Source organism: Candidatus Stoquefichus sp. SB1 (genome assembly GCF_001244545.1).
In the GTDB taxonomy this organism is placed as follows: domain Bacteria; phylum Bacillota_I; class Bacilli_A; order Erysipelotrichales; family Coprobacillaceae; genus Stoquefichus.
Map to the genome: position 1 here is coordinate 241438 of NZ_LN852696.1, position 21715 is coordinate 263152.

Sequence of the window (21715 nt, forward strand, 5' to 3'; positions counted from 1 at the left end):
GTGTTGAGTCTTTAAACACTTTTTTTATTTTGTTGAGAAATCCATATAATAAATGATATGAAAAAGGGGGAATGAAGATGAATGGACTTAGAAATTATATAGGATCTAAAGCCTTTTATAAACGTGCTTGTCTGATTGCTATTCCATTAGGATTACAGCAGTTAATTACAAGCTGTATGGGAATTATTGATTCGCTTATGGTCTCTTGGATTGGTCAGGTTACAGCTGTTGGAACAGCCGTTCAATTAGAAACATTATGTACATCAGTTTCTTGGGCATGTGCGGCAGGGGTAGGTATTTATTCGGTTCAGTTTTTTGGTGCTGGTGATTTAAAGAACTTGAGACGTTCATTTGGGTTGAGTCTCGTATTGGCAGTTATTTCTGGGGGATTTTGGTTTTTATTAGCTGCATTTTTTGGTAAGGATATTTTAAGTTTTTATATACAGGATGTGACAGTAGTTAATAATGGCTTGCAATATTTAAACATTGCTATGTTTTCTTATATTTTTTTAGCTTTAGAATTTGCTTTTAATATCATTTATCGCAATATCAATAAACCACGAGTTCCTTTGTTTATTGGTTTAATGACTATGGTTATCAATGTAGTCTGTAACTATGTTTTTATTTTTGGATTATATGGTTTTCCTGAAATGGGAATCCAAGGAGCAGCGTTAGGAACCTGCATGGCTCATATGAGTGGGGTTATTGTTCATTTTATTTATGCCTATCATACTCATCAGCCATTTCTTGGTCATTTCCATGAATTGTTTTCTTTTGATACATTATTTGTTAAAAATATTATGCGTAAGACTCAACCAATGATTATTAATGAGTTATTCTTTGGCTTTGGGTCGACTTTATTTATTAAAGCTTTTGGTGCTTTAGGAACAAGTTCAATGGATGCTTATTATGTAGGTGCAAAGATTTCAGATATTTTTTATGCTTTTGCTAACGGTTTTTCAAATGCAGTTGCTGCTATTATTGGAATGTCTTTGGGGGCTGGCGATATTGATAAAGCCAAACGTGAAGCTAATTATTTCGTCAGTATGGCCATTTGTTTATCGGTTGGAGTGATGGGATTAATTTTCACAGCTGCACCATTATTCGTTTCTATTTTTGATCTTAATAGTTTTTCCGTTATTCATGAGGCTATCTTAATTGTTAAAGTTTTTGCTTTAAGAATTGCTTTACGTTTCTTTATTGTCATTGTCTTTTCATCACTTCGTGCTGGTGGTGATTCAAAAGTATTAACAATTTTAGATAGTGGATTAATGTGGAGCATAGGTATTCCGCTCGCTTTTTTAAGTGTTCATTTCTTCCATATCCATAGTATTGCTCTTGTCTTTTTGATTTGTCAAATTGAACAGGTTATTCGTGTTTGTTTTGGTATGAAACGTTATGCTAAAGGAGAATGGGCCATTAATTTGACAGCTTTGATTTCTAAATAAGAAAAGCCATTATATATCCCTTTGAATGATGTAAAATAAAGATAGATTCAACTGTCTAACCTCTTTATGCTTTACAAGTGTCGAAACGTGTTGAGAAGTGTTGAAAATATCAATGTTTATCCAAATAATTAAAAAGTGTGTCAAAGAATTCAACACTAATGTTATAAGATGTCATAATACGATATAGTAGAGTTGTCAGGCAGGGATGAATCAGAAAACTCATGAAAGGATGATAAAAAATGGCCAGTAGTACAAAAGATCTTATATTAAACTATCTGAGTGATCTGAGTGAAAACTTTGATTTCACACAAGTCCAGCATTTCACTGCTTCTTCGATTAGTGATGAAATGCATATCAGTAGAAGCCTTGCAAGTCAATATCTCAATGAACTCGTTAAAGAAAAGTCAGTTATGAAAATTAACTCTCGACCTGTTTACTTCTTACATCGTCAAAAAATGGAGGAACTTTATCAGACAACATTTCAAGATGATGACTTCTATGATTTAGAAGAAGTTAAGCAATATGTGATGAATCACTCTCAAGGAGTAGGAGATTATTCTCATATTATTGGAAGTGACAAGTCTTTAACAGGTGTTATTAAACAATTACGAGAAAGCATTGAGTATCCACCAGCCGGTTTACCAGTTGTTGTGTATGGTGAAAAAGGTGCTGGTAAACGTACTTTGTGTACAACAGTCTATGAAAATGCTGCAAGAAAGGGAATTATTGGAGAAAATACAAAACTTGTGAAATTAGAATTTTCTCCACATAATCAAGAAGAACTTCTTCAGAGTGTCTTTGGACAAAAGAATAAGCCAGGATTGATTGAAACAAATCATCAAATTGTCTTTATTTTCTGTGGAGCACAGCATATGTCAGAAGCTTTCCAAACACAATTATGTCAATTGATGGAAGCTGATAAGAATCATATGTCTATGAATCATAAAAATAAAATTATTCGTTATATGTTTGTGAGTGATTTACATCCAAGTTTATTTATGAGCGAAAGACTTTTAAAGAATATTCCTGTAATTGTGAAAGTTCCTTCCTTAACAGACAAAAGCAATGAAGAAAAAGAAGAATTAATCATTTACTTTGTTCAACAAGAAGGCAAGAAAATGAATAAAACAATGAAAATCAGTAATGTTGTTTTACGTGCTCTTGTCAATGGAGATTACGATAACAATATGATCGGTCTTCAATCTACAATTCGCATTATGTGTGCAAGTGCACTTAGAGAAAGTGCAGGTAAAAACGAAGCCATTATTCACACATATCATTTACCAGAACATCTTCTCCAAACAATGCCAATTATGATTAATGAAGATGTCATCTACATCAATACAACAACTTACAAAAAAAGTGAACAAATTGAATTTATCTTAGATTACTTCAACCGTATCCTAAAGCCTTTTGTCAAAACACAGAGTTTTCTAGAATCAGTTAATGAAAGTAAACATAACTTTGATTTATTAAGTGATTATCTTTCTTACAAGCAAAGAATACCACCTGAAAGAATCAAAGGAACAGAAATATCATTATCCAATATGATGGATATTGTCTTAAAAAAACGTTATATCAATTTACCAAGTGGTTTTTGTACAACCTTGGCTAAATTAATTTATATTAATGATTTGTATAGTTCATCTATCCAAAAATGGCAACAGGATAATCGGAATTTGATTGATGATGTTCTTTCACAAATGAAAGAACACCTCTTCAATGAATCATTAATTGTTGAAGATATTATAAGATTAATGAGTACAAACTTAGAAATTCATGCAACTGATTTCTTATCTGTAATTATGATGGTTTATTTACAACATTATAATTCAGAATTGACGAATCGAAAGATTTTTGGAATCATTGTCTGTCATGGTTATTCAACAGCAACAAGTATTGCAGATGCTGTGAATAGTTTACTTGAAACATATGTTTTTGATGCTGTTGATATGCCACTAGATATTACAGTAGATGAAATTAAAGAAATATTGATGGAAAAATTGAATCGTATGAATACCAATGCTGATGTTATTGTGATGGTAGATATGGGGTCTCTTGAACAGCTTGGTAAAAGTTTAAGTAGTGCAATTAATTGTAATGTTGGAGTGATTAATAATGTTTCTACAAGATTAGCACTTAATGTTGCCAATTGTATCTTAAATGAGAAAGATATGAAAACGACATTACAAAAAGTAAGTGAAGATTCGCTTGCTCATTATACAATTATTGATCGTAAAAAGAATGATACGATATTATTTACAAGTGAAAGTGGCATTCATATGGCCCAAAGAATGAGAGAATTATTTGAAAATAGTTTTCCTCTTCAAGTACCAGTTGATTTAGAGGTCTGTGATTATAACCAGCTCTTAGCAAGTGGTTCAAATCATGAGATTTTTACAAGTAGTAATGTCCTGTTTATGACAGGGACAGCAAATCCACAAATTGAAGGTCAAATCTTTATTGCCTTAGAAGAAATTATTTCAGGCAATAACATTGATATTATTATGAAACGTTTATCTAAATATTTAAAACCAGATGAATTAAATCAGTTATTAGATGATTTAAGAAAGAATTTTACATTACAGAATGTTGTTGGATACTTAACGATTTTAAATCCAAAGGTATTATTAGATAATGTCAGTCAAGCTGTAGAAGAATTACAAGATCATCTTGAAAAGAGATTTGGTGGAAAAACACTGATTGGTATTTATATTCATGTTTGTTGTTTGATTGAAAGATTGGTTACAAAATCTGCTATTACTGAATTTGATCATTTAGAAGATTTTGAAAAACATAATCAAAGTTTTATACAAGATGTTCATGATTCCTTTCAAACATTATCTAAGCGTTATAATGTGACTTTTCCAACGAGTGAAATCGCTTATTTGTATGAATTTATTGCAGCTGATGAAAAAAGATTTGGAGATGGTGAATTATTATCAAAATTAGAGAAGAAATAGGGGATAGGAAATGGAAAGAGAAAAGAAAGTTGTTATAGCAACACATGGTCATCTTGCTGAGGGATTTGTGAGTGCCCTTAAGATTATTGTGGGTGATAATCCACAGGTGACAAGTGTATGTGGATATACAACACCGGATTTTAATTTAGATGAAACAATTGAAAATATCATGAAAAATCATGATTTTGAAGCATTTGATTTGGTTATATGTACAGATATGATGGGTGGAAGTGTCAATAATGGCTTTATTAAGTATTTAGGTCAATATCCATTCCATTTGGTAACAAATATCAATTTAGCCTTTTTGGTTGATTTGTTGTTAACACCTGGTGGTATCAATAAAGCAATGCTAACAAATAAGGTAAATGAAGAGTTAGTATCTGTAAAATATATTAATAATGTCGTTGAAAGTTTTACTGATGAAGATGATTTATAAAAGGATGGAGGTGAAAGAATGATTAAGGCAGTTAGAATTGATCATCGATTGGTACATGGTCAGGTCGCATTTACTTGGACACATTTCTTAGCAGCAACAAGAATTATTGTTATTGATGATAAGGCTGCAAATGATGAATTTCAAAAGATGGCATTAAATATGTCTAAACCAGCTGGGGTGAAGTTAAATATTTTCACTGTTGAAAAGGCTTTATCAAAGATGGCAAAAGTAGAAACATTAAATGATACAATCTTTATCATTTTTGGTGGAACGCATGATGCAGCAAGATTTATAGAGGCATATCCAAAGATTAAGGAAATTAATTATGGAGGGATTGCTAAAAAAGAGGGATCAAATTCGTATGGTGATGTTGTTTATTTAAACGCTGAGGAAGTCGCTGATACGAAAAAGATATTAAGCTGTGGAACAAAAATCTTTATGCAACAGCTTCCAACGAGTAAAAAAGAAGAATTAAAATTATAGGATTGAGGAGGAAAAAGGATGTTAATAGAAGCAATTATCGTGGGATTGATTGCAGTCTTTGCAAGAATTGATTCACGTATGTTAGGACGTTTAAATTTTGAAAGACCATTAATTACATGTACACTTGTAGGTTTGTTCTTGGGAGATGTGAAAACTGGTTTGGCAGTTGGAGCATCAATGGAAATGGTAAGTTTAGGATTTATGAGTATTGGAGCTTCTGGCTTTGATATGAATATGGGATCTATTGCTGGGTGTGCTTTGGTTATTATGACAGGAGCAAATATTGAAACAGCTTTAGCAATTGCAACACCAATGACTTTATTGATTACATTGATTGAAACTGGAGCAAGTGTTGTTCGTATCAGTATGACTCATATGTGTGATAATTATGTTGATAATGGTGAATATCAAAAAGCGAAGATGGTTGATATTTTCTGGGGTCCATTATTATATGCAGTTTGTACTTTTGTTCCTGTATTTATGGCTGTTTATTTAGGTGCTGATGTTATTAATGCAATTGTTAATGCAGTTCCTGAATTTGTATTAAATGGAATTACTTTGGGAGCTAATTTGGTTGCCTTCTTTGGTTTTGCTATGTTGTTGTCAGTTATGATTAATAAGAAAAATGCAATATTCTTCTTCTTAGGATTTGCGATTGCAGCTTATTCAGGATTAAGTTTAACTGCAATTGCTGTGATTTCAGTGATTATGGCTGTCTTATTTTATCAGTTGAAATATGGTGATGGTTCATCTCTTCAAGGAGCAGGAGCAAGCGTTGATGAGTTAGATGAACTTGATGATGAATTAGATGATTAGGAGGAGAAAAAGATGTCACAAAAAGGATTAGAAGCACAAAGAAATTATCCATTACGTAAAAAAGTTAGAGAGTTTTTCTGGGGTGGATGGTGTATGCAGACAAACTGGAACTATGAAAGACAGATGAATACAGCATTCATGTGGGGAATTTCTAAAACAATTGATCGTCTGTATCCCAATCCAGATGAAGATGAAAAGAAAAAAGAAAGATATCGTGCAGGGTTAGAGTTCTTTAATATTACACCACAATTTGGTTCATTCGTATTAGGTTTGACTGCTGCAATGGAAGAAGAATATGCTGAAAAACCAGAAGTCTTTGATCCTAAAATGATTACATCAGTCAAAACGGCTTTGATGGGTCCATTATCTGGAATTGGTGATTCTCTGTTCCAAGGGACAGTAAGAATTATTGCAATGAGTATTGGTATTTCATTAGCTCAGCAAGGATCAATCTTAGGTCCGATCTTAGCGATGTTGATTTCATTTGGAGTTAGTTTCCCAATTACATGGTTTGGTGGGAAGTTAGGTTATACAAAAGGACAAGAATTAATTCGTCAAATTTCTGAAAGTAACTTAATGGATAAATTAATGTATGGATGTTCCATTGCTGGATTAATGGTTGTTGGTGGAATGTCTGCAACATTAGTTAATGTTACAACACCACTTAAATATGGTGAAACATTGATTGTTCAGGAGATTTTAGATGGTATTATGCCAATGATGTTACCATTAGCATTAACTGGTTTTATGTATTTCTTAGTGAAAAAGGGTGTTCACCCAATCGCAATTGTTGTTTGTTGCTTTATTGCTGGAATTATCTTAAATTACTTTGGTATTTTAGCAGCTTAGAATTTACTTAGTCATAAGTTAATTCATAGATTATTGAACGTTAGAAAAGGATAAAGAGGAGGAAAAGGAAAATGTTCGATGTTAAAAAAATGATTGAAGAGATTACTTCAAAAAAAGAAATCAAAAATATTAGTTTTACTGGAGTAGGAGGTTCATTAGCTTGTTTCTATGCACCATATTATTATGTGACAAGAGAAGCTAAAAATGTGACAACAAGCTATACATCATCAAATGAATTTGTTCATGATACACCATCATGTATAGGGGAAAATTCAATTGTTGTGATTTCATCACGTGGTGGAAATACTGCTGAAACAGTTGAAGCTGGACGTGTTGCTAAAAAATTAGGAGCAACTGTTATTGGTATGACACATGAAGAAGGAGACAATGGAATTCATGAAGTTTCTGATTATGTCATCTTATTTAAAGATTTATCTGAGGATGTTTATGAGGTCAGCAAAACTGGATATATCTTACGTATTGCAGTTGAAACATTACATCAAGTTGAAGGAACTGGAAAATATGAATTGATGATTGATGCAATGAAAAAAATGAATACTCTTGTTCCTGCAGCTGAAAAAGCAATTATTCCAGAAGCTATTCAATTTTCAATCAATTATAAAAATGATAATATCATTTATACAATGGGATCAGGAACAGCATGGTCTGCTGCTCAACAACAACAAATTTGTATTTTAATGGAAATGCAATGGATCAACTCTGCAGTTATTCATACTGGTGAATTCTTCCATGGACCATTTGAAATTACAGATCCAGATACAGCATTCTTATTACTTAAATCAACTGGTAAGACAAAACCATTAGATGAAAGAGCAATCTCATTCTTAAGTCAATATAATCATCATTTCACAGTTATTGATGGTGAAAAATATGGTATGAATGATTTAGGTGAAGTCAGTGAATACTTCGATTATGATTTCCATACAGCAATGTTAGGTGTATTCAATAACTTACTTGCAGATATGAGAAATCATCCATTAAGTAAAAGAAAATATATGTGGAAATATAAATATTAAGAGTGATGTCTGGCAATGCAAATTGCCAGATTCATTCTTTTTAAGGAGGTAAAAAATGTTTCGTAAGATGCGTCGATATAAACAAGAACTTTCACTTCAAGAAAGTCAAGCCGTTTTAATGAGAGGAACTTCAGGTGTATTAGCAGTGTTGGGTGATGATGATTATCCATATGCTGTTCCTTTAAGTTATTTGTATGATGGTTCAAGAATTATTTTTCATATGGCTAAAACAGGTCATAAGATGGATGCTATTGAAAAGCATTCAAAGGTTTCTTTTTGTGTCATTGATCAAGATCAAATTGTTGAAGAAAAGTATACAACATATTTTAGAAGTGTGATTGTTTTTGGTAAGGCTCATATTTTATCTGAAGAGATAGAGAAACGTGAAGCTTTTGAAAACTTTGCAGCTAAGTATTCACCTCGTGATGAAAAAGGCAGAAAAGCAGAAATTCAAAAACTATTTCAGCAGACAATGATTGTTGTTATTGAGATTGAACATATGAGTGGTAAAGAAGCCATTGAGTTAAAAAAGTAATGAGAGGAGGGTTATGATGAGTGAAAGAAGAGCCCATCTTTATTGTGGGATAGTTGCTGTGATATGGGGACTTGGATTTATTGCGGTGGAAAGAGCACTTGTTTCATTTTCTTGTTTTGAGATTTTGTTTATTCGTTTTATGGGATCAGCTATTTTGGCATGGCTACTCATTATTAAAAAACTGAATCATATTGATAAACGAACAATTCAAAAAGGTGTCTTTAATGGGGTTTTATTATTTGTTGCCTATGCACTTCAAACCTATGCACAAACACTCACAAGTGTAAGTAACAATGCATTTTTATCAGCATCTGGTGTTGTTATGGTCCCTTATTTTTGTTATTTTGTATTTAAACAAAAACCAACCAAACGTCAAATGATGAGTTCATGTTTATGTTTATTGGGTGTGGCAATTCTAACCTCGTCACAAATGACTTTCCAATGGGGTGATTTATTAGCTTTAGGGTGTGCTGTTTTCTTTGCAGCTCATCTTGTTTCTTTGCAGTATACATGTGTTTTAGAAGATAGTCGTGTGATTAATGCAATTCAGTTAGGAACATGTGCCTTGCTATCTTTGCCTTGCCTCTGTTTATTTTCCAAAGGACCAAGTCATATAACAACTCAATCTATTCTTGCTTGTGTTTATATTGTTGTATTTGCGACATTTCTTTGTTTCTTTTTACAAACAAAAGCACAACAAGTTGCAAGTGCTAGCAGTTGTTCAGTGATTTTATCAACAGAGAGTTTATTTGCTGTTATTTTTTCAGCGATTATACTCCATGAATATATTAAAATGAATATTATTGTTGGTGGTTTATTTATTCTTATTTCAGTAATCCTTGTTCAAACATCCTCCCTTAAAATTGTTTCACATAGATTACTAAAAAGAGTGAAAGCTTATCGGTAATTTCATTATCTTTGTTATAAAAATAATATAATTAATTATGAAAAGAGTGTATTGATATTGAAATCAAAAGCTCTTTTTCTAATTCCGAAAAAATGAATATGATTTGAAATATTGTTTTAAAATAGAGAAATATGGAGGGATAAGTATGGATTATCAATTAATTGCATTAGATATGGATGGAACACTTTTAAATCATCAGCATGAAATAACGAAAAGATGTTTAGAAATGATTGAAAAAGCTCAAAAGATAGGGAAACAAGTTGTTATATCAACAGGAAGATCACTAAGTGAGATGCAACTTTATTTAGATGACTTAAAAATGATAAGATATATGATTTTAGAGAGTGGTGCATGTATTTATGATTTATGGCAGCAAAAAATGATATATCAAAAAACGTTTGATAGTCGTGAAATAGAAAAAATTTATCAAACACTTATTGAACAAGATATCATGTTACATATTTTTATGGATGGATATTCGTATTCTCTACAAGAATGTATGCATCAAATGGCTAAATATCAGATGGGGAAATACCAGGAAATGTTTTTACAATGTGTAAAACCAATAAAAGATGTTCAGGAATTTTTTAATAAATATCAAGATCATATTGAAAAAGTGAATTTTTATCATTGTTCTCCTCAATCAAGAGAAGTCTCTTTACAAGCATTAGAAGGCATTGATGTTGTTAAAGCATGTGTTGAAATATCTTCATTAGAATTAACCCCAAAAGGTGTAGATAAAGGAGTAGGAATCAAGCATTTGTGTCAGTATTTAGATATCCCGCTTGTTCAAACAATTGCGGTAGGAGATTCACATAATGATTTAGAAATGCTAAAAACGGTAGGACTTAGTATAGCAATGGGAAATGCGAATGAAGCTGTCAAAGCGATTGCAGATAAAGTTGTGAGCGATTGTGAGCATGATGGTGTTGTGGAAGCTATTGAACAAAACTTGCTGTAGAATAAATAAAAGAGACAGATGTTTTCATCTGCCTTCTTCGTATATGTTATAAAATTTGTAGTGCAATAAGTTTTTCTTCTAAATCATCTAAGTAAGGTAACTCAATACCTGTGATGCCTAAATCTATACTTGCCTTAACATTAGCAGGAGAATCATCAATAAATACAGATTCTTGAGGAAGTAAAGCATATTTATCTAATAATAATTGATAAAGTTGATAATCGGGTTTGATAAGATGAACATGGGCTGAAATCATTTGTCCATCAAAGATCTTAAAAAACTCATATTTATGAAAGACTGTCTTAATAGCTTCAGTATGAAAATTAGATAGTAAGTATAAAGCATAGCCTTTATCTTTTAATTGATAAGCTAATTTAACATTCTTCTCAATAGGTGTCATCATATCAGTCCAATGATTTAAAACAAATACAATTTCATCATGATATTGAGGATATCTATTTGTTAAAATACCAATAACATCTTCAATCATCATTGTCCCTTTATCAAGTTCTATCCATTCTGGACTTGCAAAAATAATAGTCATTAATTGTTGCACTGTATCTGGATTATAAAATTGACTTAAATAATCATACGGTTGAAATCTTAATAAGACATTTCCAATATCAAAAATAATGTTCTTCATTGTATTCTCCATTTCTATAAAATATTCATTTTCATTAACTCTGTTTTTAAATCTTTTTGATAAGGTAAATAAATACCATGAATACCTAATCTTTCAGCAGTACTTACATTTGATAATAAATCATCAATAAAAACTGATTCCTGAGGAATTAATGAATATCTATCAAGTAAAACTTGATAGATTTTTTCTTCTGGCTTTACTAGTTTTTCTTGTGATGATATAACAGCACCATCAAAAAGATTGAAAAAAGAATATCTTTGATAAAGAATATCAATTGCTTCAGTTGAAAAATTAGACAATATATATAATTGATAATGTTTATCTTTTAACTCATAAAGAATATCAACTGTCTGCTGAATTGGAACCATCATATTGGTCCAATTTTTTAAAAAGAAGATAATTTCATCATGATAATGAGGATGTCTTGTTGTGAGAGATTGCATGACTTCTGGTAACATCATCGTTCCCATGTCCAGTTCAATCCATTCATCACTAGAAAAAACAATTGTCATTAAATCACCCATAACTGTTTTATCAAAATATTGTAGAAGATATTCTTCTGGTTGAAAATCTAAGAGCACATTTCCAATATCAAAGATAATATTTTTCATATAATTAGACTCCATTCATATAGAATTCACATTATTTAACCATCATTGTATTATATATTCTAACATGGAGGAATAAATCATGAAAGTCTTTTTACAGAAATATGAAAATATAAAATATTTAATTGTTTTTTTAATTGTCTATATGACTGGATTTTTATTTTTAGAAAATCGGTTTTCTACGAAGACAGTGATGACAACTTCTTTTATAGATCAATATATTCCTTTTAATGAATATTTTGTTATTCCTTATTTATTGTGGTTTGTATTTATAGCTTTAGGTTTTGCATATTTTATATTTATTGATCAGGAAGGATTTAAAAGAACGGCTTTTTATCTTTTTACTGGTATGATAATTTGTTTAGTTATTTATGCTATTTTTCCAAATGGACAAGATTTAAGAGTGGCACTTAATAATGAAAATATATTCCAAATGTTAGTTAGTTTTATATATTCAATAGATTCTCCAACCAACGTTTGTCCAAGTATTCATGTTTATAATAGTATCATGATGTCTATTTCTTTGCTTAAAAGTGAAACTATCAAAACACATAAAATATTATCTGGTAGTATTATAGGATTGACATTTTTAATTTGTTTATCAACAGTGATGATTAAACAACATGCATTTATTGATGTGATTGCAGCAATTGTCTTGGTACTTGTCATTTACATCATTGGAAAGTATATGTATAAATATAAGAAAAGTATAAACATCTGATTATGATGAAGTTTATGAGTTAGTAAAAACAAGTATTAAAACTTGTGACATTAAGACAAATGAAAATGAATTGTTTCTTCTTTTTTTAAGAAGAATAGTGATAATAATACTACGGATATATAAATAAGATTTCATATAGATAAGAAGATTATTTTTATACAAATTAAAACTATAACTTTTGATTTGTATAAAAATGTGGCGATGTATCAAAAAATATGACTTAATTGAAATATATTTGTTATATCTATCAATCGGATAGTTTTATTTTTTTATTCGTTAAAAAGTATTTTATTAATAAAGTGATTATAGTGGGTATATTATATATAGTAAGTCACTAGACAATATTTAAAAATGAGTGTATAATTTTATACAAATCAAAGGTTTAAACTTAGATTTGTATAAGGAGGCAATGATATGATTCAAAGAACTATCAAAAAGTATGTTATTGATTCTCTTGATTTATATCCAGTTATTGTTTTGACTGGGGCGAGGCAAGTTGGGAAATCTACATTGGCTATATCTTTACAAGAAGAATTTGATTTTCATTATGTTTCTCTTGATGATATAGATAATCGTAGAATGGCTATTGATGATCCAAAACTATTTATTCAATATCATGGTTATCCACTGATCATTGATGAAATTCAATATGCTCCAATTCTTTTGGAAGTTATTGAATCTATTTGTAATAAAGCGAGAATTGAACAAAAGAAATCAACTGGTTTATTTATATTAACTGGTTCACAGGATTTTCAAATGATGCGAGGTGTTAGTCAATCATTGGCTGGTAGAGCAACAATTATTAATATGAGTCCATTATCTGTTAATGAAATAAGAGGTGTTGAAGAAAAACCATTTAAAGTTAATATGGAAACAATGAAGAAAAAGTTTATTTATCGTAGTATTGATGAATTATTCAAAGAAATTCATAGAGGATACTTTCCAGAACTTTATAATCGAAGAAATCATTCTTCTGAGAAATATTATTCTGATTATATGCATACCTATATTGACAGAGATGTGTCTGAAATAATAAATTTAAAAGAAAAGTTAAAATTTCATAATTTTATGCAGATACTTGCTAGTTTAACAGGACAACAGTTAAATTATGCTTCTTTATCTAAAGAGGTAGAAGTGAGTGCAGTGACGATTAAAGAATGGCTTTCTGTTTTACAAGCAAGTGGAATCATTTACTTGTTACAGCCTTATCATGAAATGTCTATGAAGAAAAGAATTGTAAAGGCACCTAAAGTTTATTTTACTGATACAGGTTTAGCGTGTTATTTAGCTAAACTGAAAGATTATGAAAGCTTATTAGCAAGTCATTTTGCAGGAGCATTTATGGAAACTTTTGTAGTTAATGAGATTAGAAAGAGTTATCTTAATAATAATCAAGAGTTTGATGCTTATTATTATCGTGATAATAATCAAAATGAAATAGATTTGATTTTATTAGAAAATGCTCAATTAACACTCATTGAAATAAAAAAAGGTGTTAGTTTTAAACTCTCTGATGTAAAAGCATTTAAACAATTAAAAAACAGTCAGTATAAAATCAAAGAATCATGTATTTTATGTAATACGGAAAAAAATTATCCTTTAAGTCAAAATATATTTGTCATGTCTGTGAATGTGATTTAAGAATGAAAAAGTGATTTCATTCTTTTTTTGTAGTCATTCTATTCATTATATATATATATGAAAATGTTAAAAATGAACTTTTTTTGCGTATATATAAGTAAGGAGAACTTTTAAATAGATATTTACTTTAAGCAAATATTATAGTATATTATTATTATTAGGATCCCTTATATCAATATAAGGAGGTTGTGTAATGAGTATTTTGATTTGTGAAAATAGCACTGATTATCTTGATTATATTGCCAGACCGAGACAGAGGTATTGGGATATGGATTGCCAATCTATCATAGTCGTTATAGAATTGATGAAAATAATGAGAGACTTGATGAAGGAACTGAGATTATCTATGTAAATGCAAACATTCAGGAGGATACAGCACTAGGGAGATTAATGCATGATATGTTCTGTACTGATCCAAAAGATATTCATTATGAGTTTCTAAGAAAGAGAGTAAGATATTACAAAGAAAATGAAGGAGGGAAAAGAGAGATGTGTGAGATATGGGAAGAGATTAGAAGAAAGGGATTGCTTGAAGGTGAAGCCATTGGAGAAGCAAGAGGAAAAGCTATTGGAAGGCAGGATGGATTAATCGAAGGTAAACTCATTGGCAAACAACAAGGGATAATTGTATCAATAAAAAAATTGATGAGTAAAAATGCTTATACATTAGAAGAAGCATTAGATTTCTTAGATATCCCCAAAGAGGAACGTTCACTATACATAGAGATATTTGCTTCATAATGAGAAGGGACAAATTGATTTTGTCTTTTTTTATTGACTTATATATCGCACCTTGATATAATCATAGTGTGATATATCGAGATACGATATAAAGGAGATGAAAATATGATATATGATTTTGTGATGGCAGCTTGGCCTTGGATTGCTATGGGGGTAGGAGTAGCAATAGCAATGGTATATATAACGAAAAGGAATGATAAAAATGGATGATAAAATAAAACGTATTTATATACCGATGACTGAGACGGGATTTTATATTTTGTTTTGTTTGCAGGATGAGATGCATGGTTATAACATTATTCAAAAAGTAAGTGATATGACAAATAAAGAAATCCAAATCGGGGCTGGAACAATGTATGGGAGTCTTTCTAAAATGGAAAAAGATGGACTGATTAGATTTACAAAAGAAGAAGGTAAAAGAAAGTGTTATATGATAACTGAATTAGGACAAATGATTCTAAATATTGAGATAAAACGTATTGAAAGGTTGTATAAAAATAGTCGAGGGGTGAGTTTATAATGGAAACAAAAATTTTAAGAAGGTTTTTTGGATTGGCTGATTTTTTAGATGAACAAAAGTTTTTAGAAGAACAGCATCGTCAAGGATGGAAATTTAAAAGTTATAGTTATATGACAAAGTACGTTTTTGAAAAATGTGAGCCTGAAGAATATATTTATCGTTTAGATTATAATGAAAATAATCAAGATGAAGAAGCCTATATACAGATATTTTCTGATTGTGGCTGGGAGTATATTATGAAGTTTCAAACATGGTATTATTTTAGAAAGAAAAAATCAACACTTAATGTTCAAGATAATGAAATATTTAGTGATAATGATTCGAAAATAGATATGATTAAAAAGGTGATGTGGCGACAAACATTTATAGTCATACCAATGCTTTTTTTCCTAGGATATTTTCTGTCATTTATAAATTGGCAAAATGATACTGTATTTAGAACAATTATGATTGTTTATACACTCATTATGACATTTTTATTAACCATTAGTGTAAGAAATGTTATTAAGCTTAATAAACTCATCCATGAACTTACTCATCCATTAGATGAATAAAATATTTATAAATAAAAAGCCCTCAGGAGAACCTGAGGGTGTAAATTTTTATATTATCCTTTAAAGAAAGTATAAGCTTCAAAATGAGCTTGAGGATGATCACAAGCTGGACATCTTTCAGGAGCTTTTGTTCCTTCATAAATAAATCCACAGTTATTACATTTCCAAGTCACTGTTTCAGCTTTTTCAAAAACAGTTCCATTTTCTAAGTTTTCTAATAATTTTAAATATCTTGCTTCATGCATTTTTTCAGCAACAGCAATACTTCTACATACATTAGCGATTTCTGGGAATCCTTCTTCATCAGCAATTTTAGCGAATTCTGGATACATGTCTGTCCATTCTTCATTTTCACCAGCAGCAGCAGCTTTTAAGCATTCTGCAGTTGTTCCTAACATGATTGGGAAATCACCTTCAACATGTAATGCTTCACCTTTAAGTTCAGCATTTAATAATTTCATTAATCTTTTGGCATGTTCTTTTTCTTGGTTAGCAGTTTCTTCAAAGATATTAGCGATTTGTACATATCCTTCTTTTTTAGCAATTGATGAATAATAAGTGTAACGATTTCTTGCTTGAGATTCTCCAGCAAAAGCATGTAATAAGTTGTTAGCAGTTTTTGATCCTTTTAATGTAGGCATTTGATATGCCCTCCTTTCTAATGTTTCGTTTTTAAGCAGTGGCGACAAGTTCCATGGAATAATATCTCCGCAGAAGTAATCTGGTCGTCGCAGATATCTTGAACCTTATCGATAAGAGGGGAAATAAGAGCATCATCTAAAAATAAATCTTGAATACTACCACATTGATCACAAACCAAATGATAGTGTGGTTCAATTCGTGCATCAAAATGGACAACACCATCACCAACATCCAAACGGATAATTCTTTTTTGATCAGCAAGTAAATTCAAATTCCTATAAACGGTCCCTAAGCTTATATCAGGAATGATTTTACGAACATTCATATAGATACGATCAACATTAGGATGTGAACAATCATCTTTCAAGACATCATAGATAGTTTCTCTTTGTTTAGAGTATCTTAATTTTGTCTCAGCCATAATATTCCTCCTTATTAATAATGGTTACTATTATTTTAACACATATTATGATAATGTCAATTCATGTCACCTATAAATTGGAAAATAAATTGTAACTCTATAAAAGAAAGAAATATTGTAGTATACAACATAGTAAAAAAGAACAAATACCATGAACGATACGATCTTTAAAGTAAATCGAGAATGAATACGGAATTCCTTCTAAAATATTGTCTACTTGCATAAGTACAGATAATCCAGAAAAAGAAAGGTAAAAACTTACAAATGGATAAACTAAAAAATGATGATATTGTAACAATTGAATAGAACCAGAACTGAATTCTAAAAATCCTTGAATAATAGTAAGTAGAAAATGATTATGAATAATTGTTCCTAAACTATACCCAACAAATTGAAAAACAAGCATATATCCTAGAATAAATATAAACGCTGTTAATGAAGATGTAATACTTTGTTTTAATGCTTCTACAAAGCTGATATGGGGATTTTTTAATTCATAAAGAGTCTCTTCAAAACTTAAAAACTGATAACTATCATGATGAAGAAATGCTTTAAGAATACTTGGAAGAATATGACTTATATAAATTGTTATAGCAATTTGAAAGGGAAGATGAAGAGAAACAAAGATAAAGCTTAATGAGGAAAAAGAAGCAATGGAGAGAAGATGTTGTAATTGATTAATATTTAAATAACCTAATTGGTAAGATTCTTTAATAATTTTTGCATTTGTTGGATAACCACAAAAGAAAGATACAAAATATAATGAAGCCATATGTGGTGTAAGATGAAATAATGGTGAAAATAAAAATTGAATAAAGTAACTAAAAAGCTGAAAGAGACCAAGAGATAAACATAATGAAATAAGGATCATAAATGGTAATAATGAGGGTAAAAGATTGGTTAAAACAATCTGAATAACGTTTGTAGAAACTTTTACAATTTGAAACATATTCATGAATGAAAATATAGTTGTGAATAAAACAAGACAGAGAGTGAAATAATAGTTGGCTTTTTTCATAATGACTCCTTATAATAGAGAAGAGGTGAGAATGTGAAGGCAATTTTAGTTGGAGTAGAATATGATCATATGGATTATGATCTTGATATATCAATGAATGAATTAAAAGAATTAAGTATAGCTTGTCATATAGAAGTTAAGGATATTATGATTCAAAAGTTAGATCAAATATCAGCAAAATATTATATTGGAAAAGGAAAAGTAGAAGAATTAAAAAAGCGAGTTAGTGATGATGATATTGTTATTTTTAATGAAGAATTATCACCATTACAAGTTAAAAATCTAAGTGATGCTTTAGCTGTTGAAGTCACTGATCGTAGTGATTTGATACTGCGTATTTTTGAATCACGTGCGAAAACAAAAGAAGCCAAGTTACAGGTGCAAATTGCACGTAATCAATATCTTTTGCCACGTTTAGCAGGAATGAAAGAAGAACTCTATTCTCAACAAGGTGGTTCGGGTTTTAGAGGCAGTGGTGAAAAGCAGATAGAACTTGATCGAAGAGTGATTCATCGAGAATTATTACAAGCAAGACGTGAACTTCAAGCCATTGTTAAACAGCGTCAAACGCAACGACAATTACGTAAAAGAAATCAAGAAAAAGTTGTTTGTTTAGTTGGTTATACAAATAGTGGAAAATCATCTTTATTGAATTACTTTACAGATAAAAAAGTGTTTCAGGAGGATATGTTATTTGCTTCTTTACAGACTGCATCAAGACAAGTGAAATTAAGAAATCATCATATTGTTATGAGTGATACAGTGGGTTTTATTAATCAGTTACCACACCATCTCATTCAAGCTTTTCGTTCAACGCTTGAAGAGGTAAAAGAAGCAGATTTGTTGTTACATGTTATTGATTCATCATCAACTTATTGTGAAACACAAATTGAAACGACTTTAGAAGTTTTAGAGGCACTTGGAGTTAAGAATACACCAATGATTTATGTTTATAATAAAGTAGATAAAGATCGTTATGCTTTTTTACAGATTCAAGAACCAGCTGTTTTTGTATCAGTGAAAGAAGGAACCAATTTAGATGTCTTAGAAAATATGATGATTGAAACACTCTTTAAAGATTATGAATTAATTGAGTTATATATTCCTTATGAAGATGGACAAATTTATAGTGAAATTAAACAATATTATGAAATCATTACAGAAAATTATTTAGATAAAGGCATTTATATTTCTTTTTATGTTGATAATAAAAAGAAATATAAATATCAAAAATATATATATCATAAAATTAACTAAAAAATGCTACATCAATTGTAGCATTTTGAGTCTTTTATATAGTTGTTTTGAATAGTTTTGATAATTTGACGATAATCTTTTGTTGCAAAGTCTGTTGGATCAATACAATGGACAGGAATTTGACGTTTAATGTGGGCTAGGATATTTGGCTTGAAATAAGCAATCTGTGGAGCTAAATATAAAGCTTCATAATTTTGGAAGTCTGTATAGATTTGATCAATTGAAAGAGAATACAGTTTAAATGGAATGTTTTCTAGTTTACAGACTTCTTTCATTTCTTCTACAAAGACAGAAGTAGATAAGCCACCACTACAGCACATCGCTATTTTAATTTCTTTTTGGTTATTATGTTTAATTAAAGTTTGATAAAATTCATTGAATAAATTATGGCATTGACCAAGATCAACAATTGTATAATGCAAATAGAATAAAAGTTCGTGACTATCTTTATGATGAATTTCTTCTTCTACAATATTATTGTACCAGAGTGTCACTAATCCAGTAACATGAGGCATTGTAAAAGAAATGGATTGAAATCTTTCATTTTCTTCTTCAATCTGACAATCAATACCGTCTTTTAGGTATGTATTGGCATTCAAGGTAATCCATTTAAAAAAGAAATCATGATATAATTGTAAATAGAATTCTTCTAACATCATTATCACCTTCTTTTATATCATAACCTTTTTTGAGAAGAACGGAAACCTTTTTCTTGAATAGAAAAGATTATTAAGAAATAATTTTAATTTTTAAAATATAAGCATGTTTAGTTTAATAAAAAAAATAATTATGGTAGAATGTAATGGGGTGATGATATATGGAAAAAAGAATATTTGTTATATCGGATCTTCATGGTCAATTTGTTTTGTTGCAGTTATTGCTTGATCGCATTGGGTTTACAGATGATGATGAGTTATATATATTAGGTGATATTATGGATAGAGGTCCTAATAGTATTGATATTTATTATTTTGTTCAAGCGATGGATAATATTCATATGATTAAAGGTAATCATGAAATTATGATGCGTCAGTCTATGCAGACTGCTTTGAAATATAATGATCTAGATTCTGAAAGATCAAATCCGTATCGATTGTGGAAGCAAAATGGTGCACAAAAGACAGTGAATAGTATACGTGAATATTTGCAAAAAGATTATATTCCGTATGAAGAATATTTTGATTTAAAACAGATGTTTATAAAAGAACTGATTGCATTTATTGATTCATTACCTAGTTATATTGAATTAGATGTCAATGGAAAACACTATGTATTGGTTCATGCAGGTGTTGACCCAGAAATACCTTTAGAAGAAAATGATGAAGAAATATTAGCTTGGATTAGAGAGTACTTCTATTTGAATGAAGCTAATCCTCAATATACTTACATCTTTGGACATACACCATGCTGTTTTATTAATGATGATCATTCTTTTGATATCTGGTATGATCCTGATTACCATAATAAGATCGCTATTGATGGTGGATTAGCTGTTGGTAATAAAGGACAGCTTAATTGTCTTTGTTTAACAACAGGTGAAGTGACAGTGATTAAATATGAGGAGGGACAGCCTAAGTGAGAAGTGCATTCTATAATTTAATTAATTTTATAAACATGACGAATGTGCATGATGTTTATTGGGGGGCTGCTAAGAAAATACTTCAAAATATATATCAAATTCCACATAGCACTATTACAGAGGTTGCTGATATGTGTTATGTTTCTACTGCAACGATCTCTCGACTATGCAGGAAATTGAATTATGAATCATTTGCAGATTTTAAAAATGATGTGACAATGAATTTAAATTTCTTTAATCAGGATGCAAAACGTTTGTATTTTGATCATCAGCTTCCTTCAAGAGATACCATTAATGAAGGAAAAGAAATTTTTAAAGATCATTTTCAGAATATTATTCATAATTTACAAGATACTTATGATAATATTCAATATGAAGATTTAATGAAAATTGTTGATAAAATTCATGATTCTTCACGTATTTGTTTTGCTGGAAACTTTTTTACACAATCTGTTTCTATGCAATTACAAATTGAATTATCTTATTTAGGAAAAGATTGTATTGCTATGTATCCTTTAGAACAGCAAAAAGAAATTTATAAGTCATTAGATGATCAAGATCTAGTGATTGTAACATCGATAGCTGGAGGTTTCTTTCAAGATCATCCAGATGCAATGAGAGCCTTGATGAAGAGTCATGCATATGTCATTGCAATTACACAATTGGATGAGTTTGCGTATAGTGATAAAGTGGATATGATTTTACATGTTGGGAACAATCATCATTCACTGATTGGGAAGTTTTCGATTACTTATATATTTGAAGTATTGGAAGCTTTGTATCATTTAAAGTATGGAACGAAAAAATAAAGATTATGTATATTCAATAAATGTGAAACAGATCCTAGACTTTAAAAATTATATAGGGTCTTTTTTTCTTGATTTTATTACTTGATCAAATGAAACTGATTTTTTAATTTCATTGAAAATAGCTAA

General features: G+C 30.0%; 24 protein-coding genes. 18 read left to right on the top strand and 6 right to left on the bottom strand.

Features of this window, described 5'->3' with window-relative positions:
• Positions 1–77 precede the first annotated feature (77 nt).
• The 10 genes from BN1865_RS13620 (at position 78) to BN1865_RS13665 (ending at position 10435) form a co-directional block, all read left to right on the top strand.
• Positions 78–1448 (top strand): MATE family efflux transporter, encoded by a 1371-nt coding sequence (locus tag BN1865_RS13620; RefSeq protein ID WP_050637814.1) that lies wholly within the window; start codon positions 78–80, stop codon positions 1446–1448.
• Positions 1449–1687: 239 nt separating this feature from the next.
• Entirely contained in the window at positions 1688–4411 is a 2724-nt protein-coding gene (locus BN1865_RS13625) for a PRD domain-containing protein (protein WP_050637815.1), read from the top strand.
• Between the two features lie 10 nt (positions 4412–4421).
• Positions 4422–4847, top strand: a complete 426-nt coding sequence (locus BN1865_RS13630) for a PTS sugar transporter subunit IIA (RefSeq protein ID WP_050637816.1) — start codon at positions 4422–4424, stop codon at positions 4845–4847.
• Between the two features lie 18 nt (positions 4848–4865).
• On the top strand, positions 4866–5330 hold the full coding sequence (locus BN1865_RS13635) for a PTS sugar transporter subunit IIB (RefSeq protein ID WP_050637817.1): 465 nt from the start codon (positions 4866–4868) through the stop codon (positions 5328–5330).
• An 18-nt stretch (positions 5331–5348) separates the two neighbouring features.
• Positions 5349–6146, top strand: coding sequence for a PTS mannose/fructose/sorbose/N-acetylgalactosamine transporter subunit IIC (locus BN1865_RS13640; protein WP_050637818.1), 798 nt, complete (start codon positions 5349–5351; stop codon positions 6144–6146).
• A 12-nt stretch (positions 6147–6158) separates the two neighbouring features.
• Positions 6159–6995 (top strand): PTS system mannose/fructose/sorbose family transporter subunit IID, encoded by an 837-nt coding sequence (locus BN1865_RS13645; protein ID WP_050637819.1) that lies wholly within the window; start codon positions 6159–6161, stop codon positions 6993–6995.
• A 71-nt stretch (positions 6996–7066) separates the two neighbouring features.
• Positions 7067–8032, top strand: coding sequence for an SIS domain-containing protein (locus BN1865_RS13650; protein WP_050637820.1), 966 nt, complete (start codon positions 7067–7069; stop codon positions 8030–8032).
• Between the two features lie 55 nt (positions 8033–8087).
• Positions 8088–8567: a pyridoxamine 5'-phosphate oxidase family protein gene (locus tag BN1865_RS13655; RefSeq protein WP_050637821.1), complete on the top strand. Its 480-nt coding sequence runs from the start codon at positions 8088–8090 to the stop codon at positions 8565–8567.
• Between the two features lie 16 nt (positions 8568–8583).
• Complete coding sequence (locus BN1865_RS13660) at positions 8584–9474, top strand: DMT family transporter (RefSeq protein WP_050637822.1); 891 nt, start codon at positions 8584–8586, stop codon at positions 9472–9474.
• A 145-nt stretch (positions 9475–9619) separates the two neighbouring features.
• A complete protein-coding gene (locus BN1865_RS13665; RefSeq protein ID WP_050637823.1) occupies positions 9620–10435 on the top strand; it encodes a Cof-type HAD-IIB family hydrolase in 816 nt (271 codons plus the stop codon).
• A 46-nt stretch (positions 10436–10481) separates the two neighbouring features.
• Here BN1865_RS13665 and BN1865_RS13670 read toward each other — a convergent pair whose 3' ends face one another.
• Both BN1865_RS13670 and BN1865_RS13675 read right to left on the bottom strand, forming a co-directional pair.
• Positions 10482–11078 carry an HAD family hydrolase gene (locus tag BN1865_RS13670; RefSeq protein ID WP_050637824.1) on the bottom strand — a complete coding sequence of 199 codons (597 nt, stop codon included), beginning with the start codon at positions 11076–11078 and terminating at the stop codon, positions 10482–10484.
• A gap of 14 nt (positions 11079–11092) precedes the next feature.
• The gene (locus BN1865_RS13675) at positions 11093–11689 is read right to left on the bottom strand and encodes an HAD family hydrolase (RefSeq protein WP_050637825.1); all 597 of its coding nucleotides are present in this window, start codon (positions 11687–11689) and stop codon (positions 11093–11095) included.
• A gap of 79 nt (positions 11690–11768) precedes the next feature.
• On the opposite strand from BN1865_RS13675, the gene BN1865_RS13680 reads away from it, so the two are divergent.
• The 5 genes from BN1865_RS13680 (at position 11769) to BN1865_RS13700 (ending at position 15863) form a co-directional block, all read left to right on the top strand.
• On the top strand, positions 11769–12407 hold the full coding sequence (locus tag BN1865_RS13680) for a phosphatase PAP2 family protein (protein WP_232780403.1): 639 nt from the start codon (positions 11769–11771) through the stop codon (positions 12405–12407).
• Positions 12408–12821: 414 nt separating this feature from the next.
• Positions 12822–14048, top strand: a complete 1227-nt coding sequence (locus BN1865_RS13685; protein ID WP_050637827.1) for an ATP-binding protein — start codon at positions 12822–12824, stop codon at positions 14046–14048.
• A 261-nt stretch (positions 14049–14309) separates the two neighbouring features.
• Positions 14310–14789 (top strand): FliH/SctL family protein, encoded by a 480-nt coding sequence (locus tag BN1865_RS13690; protein WP_050637828.1) that lies wholly within the window; start codon positions 14310–14312, stop codon positions 14787–14789.
• Between the two features lie 202 nt (positions 14790–14991).
• Positions 14992–15309 carry a PadR family transcriptional regulator gene (locus tag BN1865_RS13695; protein ID WP_050637829.1) on the top strand — a complete coding sequence of 106 codons (318 nt, stop codon included), beginning with the start codon at positions 14992–14994 and terminating at the stop codon, positions 15307–15309.
• Positions 15309–15863 carry a DUF2812 domain-containing protein gene (locus tag BN1865_RS13700; protein WP_050637830.1) on the top strand — a complete coding sequence of 185 codons (555 nt, stop codon included), beginning with the start codon at positions 15309–15311 and terminating at the stop codon, positions 15861–15863. The genes BN1865_RS13695 and BN1865_RS13700 overlap by 1 nt, the downstream gene beginning before the upstream one ends.
• Before the next feature lie 53 nt (positions 15864–15916).
• Here BN1865_RS13700 and rbr read toward each other — a convergent pair whose 3' ends face one another.
• The 3 genes from rbr to BN1865_RS13715 all read right to left on the bottom strand — a co-directional run bounded on the left by rbr (position 15917) and on the right by BN1865_RS13715 (position 17944).
• Positions 15917–16504, bottom strand: coding sequence for a rubrerythrin (rbr, locus tag BN1865_RS13705; protein ID WP_050637831.1), 588 nt, complete (start codon positions 16502–16504; stop codon positions 15917–15919).
• 17 nt (positions 16505–16521) lie between these two features.
• On the bottom strand, positions 16522–16926 hold the full coding sequence (locus tag BN1865_RS13710) for a Fur family transcriptional regulator (protein WP_050637832.1): 405 nt from the start codon (positions 16924–16926) through the stop codon (positions 16522–16524).
• Positions 16927–17023: 97 nt separating this feature from the next.
• Positions 17024–17944: a nucleoside recognition domain-containing protein gene (locus BN1865_RS13715; protein WP_050637833.1), complete on the bottom strand. Its 921-nt coding sequence runs from the start codon at positions 17942–17944 to the stop codon at positions 17024–17026.
• Between the two features lie 33 nt (positions 17945–17977).
• Here BN1865_RS13715 and hflX point away from each other — a divergent pair, with 33 nt between their 5' ends.
• On the top strand, positions 17978–19201 hold the full coding sequence (gene hflX / locus BN1865_RS13720) for a GTPase HflX (RefSeq protein ID WP_050637834.1): 1224 nt from the start codon (positions 17978–17980) through the stop codon (positions 19199–19201).
• A gap of 11 nt (positions 19202–19212) precedes the next feature.
• Here hflX and BN1865_RS13725 read toward each other — a convergent pair whose 3' ends face one another.
• Positions 19213–19860 carry a PTS sugar transporter subunit IIB gene (locus BN1865_RS13725; protein ID WP_050637835.1) on the bottom strand — a complete coding sequence of 216 codons (648 nt, stop codon included), beginning with the start codon at positions 19858–19860 and terminating at the stop codon, positions 19213–19215.
• A gap of 158 nt (positions 19861–20018) precedes the next feature.
• On the opposite strand from BN1865_RS13725, the gene BN1865_RS13730 reads away from it, so the two are divergent.
• Together BN1865_RS13730 and BN1865_RS13735 are read left to right on the top strand one after the other, a co-directional pair.
• Positions 20019–20780 (top strand): metallophosphoesterase, encoded by a 762-nt coding sequence (locus tag BN1865_RS13730; protein WP_050637836.1) that lies wholly within the window; start codon positions 20019–20021, stop codon positions 20778–20780.
• Positions 20777–21589 carry a MurR/RpiR family transcriptional regulator gene (locus BN1865_RS13735; RefSeq protein WP_050637837.1) on the top strand — a complete coding sequence of 271 codons (813 nt, stop codon included), beginning with the start codon at positions 20777–20779 and terminating at the stop codon, positions 21587–21589. Before BN1865_RS13730 ends, BN1865_RS13735 begins: the two co-directional genes overlap by 4 nt.
• Positions 21590–21715 lie beyond the last annotated feature (126 nt).

Excerpts from the sequence above, each read along its gene's own strand:
- BN1865_RS13655 (WP_050637821.1), top strand. The coding sequence starts at position 8,088 with ATGTTTCGTAAGATGCGTCGATATAAACAAGAACTTTCACTTCAAGAA.
- BN1865_RS13715 (WP_050637833.1), bottom strand. The coding sequence starts at position 17,944 with ATGAAAAAAGCCAACTATTATTTCACTCTCTGTCTTGTTTTATTCACA.
- BN1865_RS13640 (WP_050637818.1), top strand. The coding sequence starts at position 5,349 with ATGTTAATAGAAGCAATTATCGTGGGATTGATTGCAGTCTTTGCAAGA.
- BN1865_RS13665 (WP_050637823.1), top strand. The coding sequence starts at position 9,620 with ATGGATTATCAATTAATTGCATTAGATATGGATGGAACACTTTTAAAT.
- BN1865_RS13630 (WP_050637816.1), top strand. The coding sequence starts at position 4,422 with ATGGAAAGAGAAAAGAAAGTTGTTATAGCAACACATGGTCATCTTGCT.
- BN1865_RS13620 (WP_050637814.1), top strand. The coding sequence starts at position 78 with ATGAATGGACTTAGAAATTATATAGGATCTAAAGCCTTTTATAAACGT.
- BN1865_RS13700 (WP_050637830.1), top strand. The coding sequence starts at position 15,309 with ATGGAAACAAAAATTTTAAGAAGGTTTTTTGGATTGGCTGATTTTTTA.
- BN1865_RS13695 (WP_050637829.1), top strand. The coding sequence starts at position 14,992 with ATGGATGATAAAATAAAACGTATTTATATACCGATGACTGAGACGGGA.
- BN1865_RS13645 (WP_050637819.1), top strand. The coding sequence starts at position 6,159 with ATGTCACAAAAAGGATTAGAAGCACAAAGAAATTATCCATTACGTAAA.
- BN1865_RS13670 (WP_050637824.1), bottom strand. The coding sequence starts at position 11,078 with ATGAAGAACATTATTTTTGATATTGGAAATGTCTTATTAAGATTTCAA.
- BN1865_RS13730 (WP_050637836.1), top strand. The coding sequence starts at position 20,019 with ATGGAAAAAAGAATATTTGTTATATCGGATCTTCATGGTCAATTTGTT.
- BN1865_RS13675 (WP_050637825.1), bottom strand. The coding sequence starts at position 11,689 with ATGAAAAATATTATCTTTGATATTGGAAATGTGCTCTTAGATTTTCAA.
- BN1865_RS13625 (WP_050637815.1), top strand. The coding sequence starts at position 1,688 with ATGGCCAGTAGTACAAAAGATCTTATATTAAACTATCTGAGTGATCTG.
- BN1865_RS13660 (WP_050637822.1), top strand. The coding sequence starts at position 8,584 with ATGAGTGAAAGAAGAGCCCATCTTTATTGTGGGATAGTTGCTGTGATA.
- BN1865_RS13685 (WP_050637827.1), top strand. The coding sequence starts at position 12,822 with ATGATTCAAAGAACTATCAAAAAGTATGTTATTGATTCTCTTGATTTA.
- BN1865_RS13680 (WP_232780403.1), top strand. The coding sequence starts at position 11,769 with ATGAAAGTCTTTTTACAGAAATATGAAAATATAAAATATTTAATTGTT.
- BN1865_RS13635 (WP_050637817.1), top strand. The coding sequence starts at position 4,866 with ATGATTAAGGCAGTTAGAATTGATCATCGATTGGTACATGGTCAGGTC.
- BN1865_RS13725 (WP_050637835.1), bottom strand. The coding sequence starts at position 19,860 with ATGATGTTAGAAGAATTCTATTTACAATTATATCATGATTTCTTTTTT.
- BN1865_RS13710 (WP_050637832.1), bottom strand. The coding sequence starts at position 16,926 with ATGGCTGAGACAAAATTAAGATACTCTAAACAAAGAGAAACTATCTAT.
- rbr (WP_050637831.1), bottom strand. The coding sequence starts at position 16,504 with ATGCCTACATTAAAAGGATCAAAAACTGCTAACAACTTATTACATGCT.
- BN1865_RS13650 (WP_050637820.1), top strand. The coding sequence starts at position 7,067 with ATGTTCGATGTTAAAAAAATGATTGAAGAGATTACTTCAAAAAAAGAA.